Annotated in this window: 3 protein-coding genes; 2 read left to right on the top strand and 1 reads right to left on the bottom strand. The window is 70.5% G+C overall.

Going from position 1 to position 3,771, the window contains the following annotated elements; all coding sequences use genetic code 11:
- Positions 1–137: 137 nt before the first annotated feature.
- Complete coding sequence (locus tag ABZ449_RS41835) at positions 138–344, bottom strand: MbtH family protein (protein WP_360357338.1); 207 nt, start codon at positions 342–344, stop codon at positions 138–140.
- Between the two features lie 521 nt (positions 345–865).
- On the opposite strand from ABZ449_RS41835, the gene ABZ449_RS41830 reads away from it, so the two are divergent.
- Both ABZ449_RS41830 and ABZ449_RS41825 read left to right on the top strand, forming a co-directional pair.
- Positions 866–2,788, top strand: coding sequence for an ABC transporter ATP-binding protein (locus ABZ449_RS41830; protein WP_360357337.1), 1,923 nt, complete (start codon positions 866–868; stop codon positions 2,786–2,788).
- Between the two features lie 93 nt (positions 2,789–2,881).
- On the top strand, positions 2,882–3,771 hold an 890-nt coding region (locus ABZ449_RS41825; RefSeq protein WP_360357335.1), incomplete at its 3' end, for a thiamine pyrophosphate-dependent enzyme.

The following is a 3,771-nucleotide window of genomic DNA, read 5'->3' as shown; positions in this document are numbered from 1 at the left end:
GCCCGCCCGGCCGACTGCCGGGCGGGCGGGCGTCGTGCCGCGAGCGTCCCGCGAACGTGCCGCCTGCGTCCTTCACTTGTCCCGAGAAAGCCGCTCGGCCGGCCACAAGGGCCGGCCGAGCGGGTGGTGGGTCCTACTCAGCCCATGGCCTCGATCAGGCTCTTGGGGCGCATGTCGGTCCAGGACTTCTCGATGAAGTCCAGGCACTCCTGCCGTGCGGCCTCACCGAAGACGGGGGTCCAGCCCGCCGGAACGTCCACGAATACCGGCCAGAGCGAATGCTGACCCTCCTCGTTGACCAGGACCAGGTAGTTCGCATCGGGATCGTCGAACGGGTTCGTCACCACGCCGTCCTTCCTCAGGTGAATGGATGTGGATCGCGCGCGGTGATCCGCCGTCGTCGGCACCATTGTCCGCCGGCACCGGAAGTGCGGGTGCGGTCGAACCCGCTTCCCGCACCGGACCGTGCTCGCGTCGGGACGCCGGCACTGCGCCGAACTCCACTATGGAGGAAGGCCCGCAGCTGATCAATGCGGTCGTTCAACCGCCGTGCCGCGGCAGTTGAACGACCGGGCCGTCACCCTGGTCGCACGGGACGGGCGCAGCCGAACCGCACCTGTCCGAATATTGATCAGCGCAGCAGCCGAATGGGATAGTGAGGCGCCGCTGTGACCGCTCGCGTCGCGGGTCGGGCCATCGAAAACCACGAGCGATCGACACCGCGCAACCCCAGAGCGGTCGACTCCGCAGTGCCCGAGAAACCGCGGCGGCTCGGAATCTCCGGTTGCGGTCACCTTGGGCATCCTGAAGCGGTCGACGCGGCGACCGTCGAGTTCCTTGACGCACACTGACGAGGTAGGTATTCGTGGCCAAGACGGGCGGCCCGGGCACGGGTCCGACGCTTCCGCGCTTCGACAAGAACTCCGTCACCGGCCAGCAGGTCAAACCCGGTACACTCCGGCGTGTCGTGCCCTACGCGATGCGTTACCGGTGGTCGCTGGCGATGCTGCTGCTGGTCACGGTGATCGACGCCGGGATCGCGGCGACAAGTCCCCTGCTGCTCAAGGCGATCATCGACGACGGCATCATTCCCCGGCGGCTCGCGACGGTGCTCTGGCTCGCCGGGACCATCTGCGTGCTGGCCGTGGTGGACGCGGTGGCGCTCTACGTCCAGTCCTGGTTCTCGGGACGGATCGGCGAGGGGCTCGTCTTCGACCTGCGCACCAAGGTGTTCCGACACGTCCAGGAGCAGCCACTGGCCTTCTTCACCCGGGCACAGACCGGATCGCTGGTCAGCCGGCTGAACACCGACATCGTGGGGGCCCGGCAGGCGCTGGCCACCCTGCTCTCCCAGAGCGTGTCCACGCTGATGACCCTGGTGCTGGTGCTCGGCTCGATGTTCTTCCTGTCCTGGCAGATCACCGTCGCCGCCCTGGTGATGATCCCGATCTTCTTCGCCCCCGCGAAGATGGTCGGCCGCAGGCTGCAGCGGCTCACCCGTGAGCGCATGCAACTCGACGCCGAGATGGGCTCGATGATGAACGAGCGGTTCAACGTGTCGGGGGCCATGCTCGCCAAGCTGTACGGCCGGCCGGACCAGGAGTCCGGCCTGTTCGAGCGGCTGGCCGGCCGAATTCGCGACATCACCGTGCTGTCGGCCGTCTACGGGCGCCTGCTCTTCATCACGGCCACCGTGCTCACCGCGCTGACCACCGCGCTGGTGTACGGCCTCGGCGGCTACCTCGCCGTACACGACGGACTCCAGATCGGCACGCTGGCGGCCATGGTGGCGCTGCTGCTGCGGCTCTACGGCCCGATCAACCAGCTGACGACCATGCAGGTCAACGTGATGACCGCGCTGGTGAGCTTCGACCGGGTCTTCGAGATCCTGGACCTGAAGCCGCTGATCGCGGAACGGCCGGACGCGCGGGTGCTGCCCGCCGCCGAGGACGAGGCCGCGCCGGAGGTCGAGTTCGACCTGGTCTCGTTCCGCTACCCGGGCGCCGACGAGGTGTCGATCGCCTCGCTGGAGTCCGTCTCCGCGCGGGCGCCGGAGGGCGCCGACAACCCGCTGACCCTGCAGGAGCTCAGCTTCGTCGCCCCGGCCGGGAAGCTGACCGCGCTGGTCGGTTCGTCCGGCGCCGGCAAGACCACCATCACCCAGCTGGTGCCGCGGCTCTACGACCCCACCTCAGGCACCGTCCGGGTCGGCGGTCACGACATCCGCGACCTCACCCTGCAGTCCCTTCGCGAGACGGTCGGCGTGGTCACCCAGGACTCCCACCTGTTCCACGACACGCTCCGGGCCAACCTGCTGTACGCACACCCGGACGCCACCGAGCGGGAGGTGATCGAGGCCTGCACCGCCGCACGGATCTGGGACTCGATCTCCGCGCTCCCGGACGGCCTCGACACGGTTGTCGGCGACCGCGGCTACCGGCTCTCCGGCGGTGAGAAGCAGCGGATCGCCCTGGCGCGCCTGCTGCTCAAGGCGCCTCCGATCGTCGTCCTGGACGAGGCCACCGCACACCTGGACTCGGAGTCCGAGGCCGCGATCCAGCGCGCGCTGAAGACCGCCCTGGCCGGCCGGACCTCCCTGGTGATCGCGCACCGGCTGTCCACCATCCGCGACGCCGACCAGATCCTGGTCATCGACGCGGGCCGGATCCGGGAGCGCGGTACCCATGACGAACTGCTCGCGGCGGGCGGCTTCTACGCGGACCTGTACCACACCCAGTTCGCCCAGAAGGACTCGGTCGACGCGGAGCTCCGCTCCGAGGTCCGCTGACCGGCCCGGCCCGGTCCTCCGTCACACGCCGTCCGCCCGCTGCTCGCTCGACCGGACGCGGCGGGCGGACCCCACCACCCCGGAGAAGCCGAGATGACCGCGCTCGACCACCGCCGCCGGACCACCGCACCCGGGTGGTTCCCCGGCGCGACCGGCCCCCGCACCGACCCGGCGCCACTGCTCCCGGACGACTCCCCTGTTCGGGTGCTCGGTACGCCCGCCGTGGCGGGCACGGATCCGGCGTTGTTGCCGGACCTCTACCGCCGCCTGGTGGTGGGCCGGCGCTACAACCAGCAGGCCACCACCCTGACCAAGCAGGGCCGGTTGGCGGTGTACCCGTCGTCCGCAGGTCAGGAGGCCTGTCAGGTGGCGGCGGCGATGGTGCTGCGGCCCGGGGACTGGTTGTTCCCGAGCTACCGGGACACCCTGGCGGTGGTCGGGCGCGGGGTGGATCCGTTGGAGGTGTTGACGCTGCTGCGCGGGAACGGGCACACCGGTTTTGACCCGCGGGCGACGCGTACCGCGCCGTTGTGCACTCCGCTGGCGACGCAGGCGCCGCACGCGGTGGGCCTGGCGCACGCGGCGCGGCTGGCGGGTGATCCGCTGGTGGCGCTGGCGATGACGGGTGATGGTGGCACCAGTGAGGGTGACTTCCACGAGGCGCTGAACTTCGCGGCGGTGTTGAACGCGCCGGTGGTGTTCCTGGTGCAGAACAACGGGTACGCGATCTCGGTGCCGCTGGCCAAGCAGTCGGCGGCGCCGACACTGGCGCACAAGGCGGTCGGCTACGGGATGCGCGGGCGCCTGGTGGACGGCAACGATGTGGCGGCGGTGCACCAGGTGCTGTCGGAGGCGGTGGAGCGGGCCCGGGCCGGCGGCGGCCCGACCCTGGTCGAGGCGCTGACCTACCGGATCGACGCCCACACCAACGCCGACGACGCCACCCGCTACCGCACCGAGCCCGAGGTCGCCGCCTGGCGCGA

Origin of the sequence: Kitasatospora sp. NPDC005856 (assembly GCF_040629945.1) — a bacterium.
GTDB lineage: Bacteria > Actinomycetota > Actinomycetes > Streptomycetales > Streptomycetaceae > Kitasatospora.
This window is presented reverse-complemented; position numbering and strand designations above follow the sequence as displayed.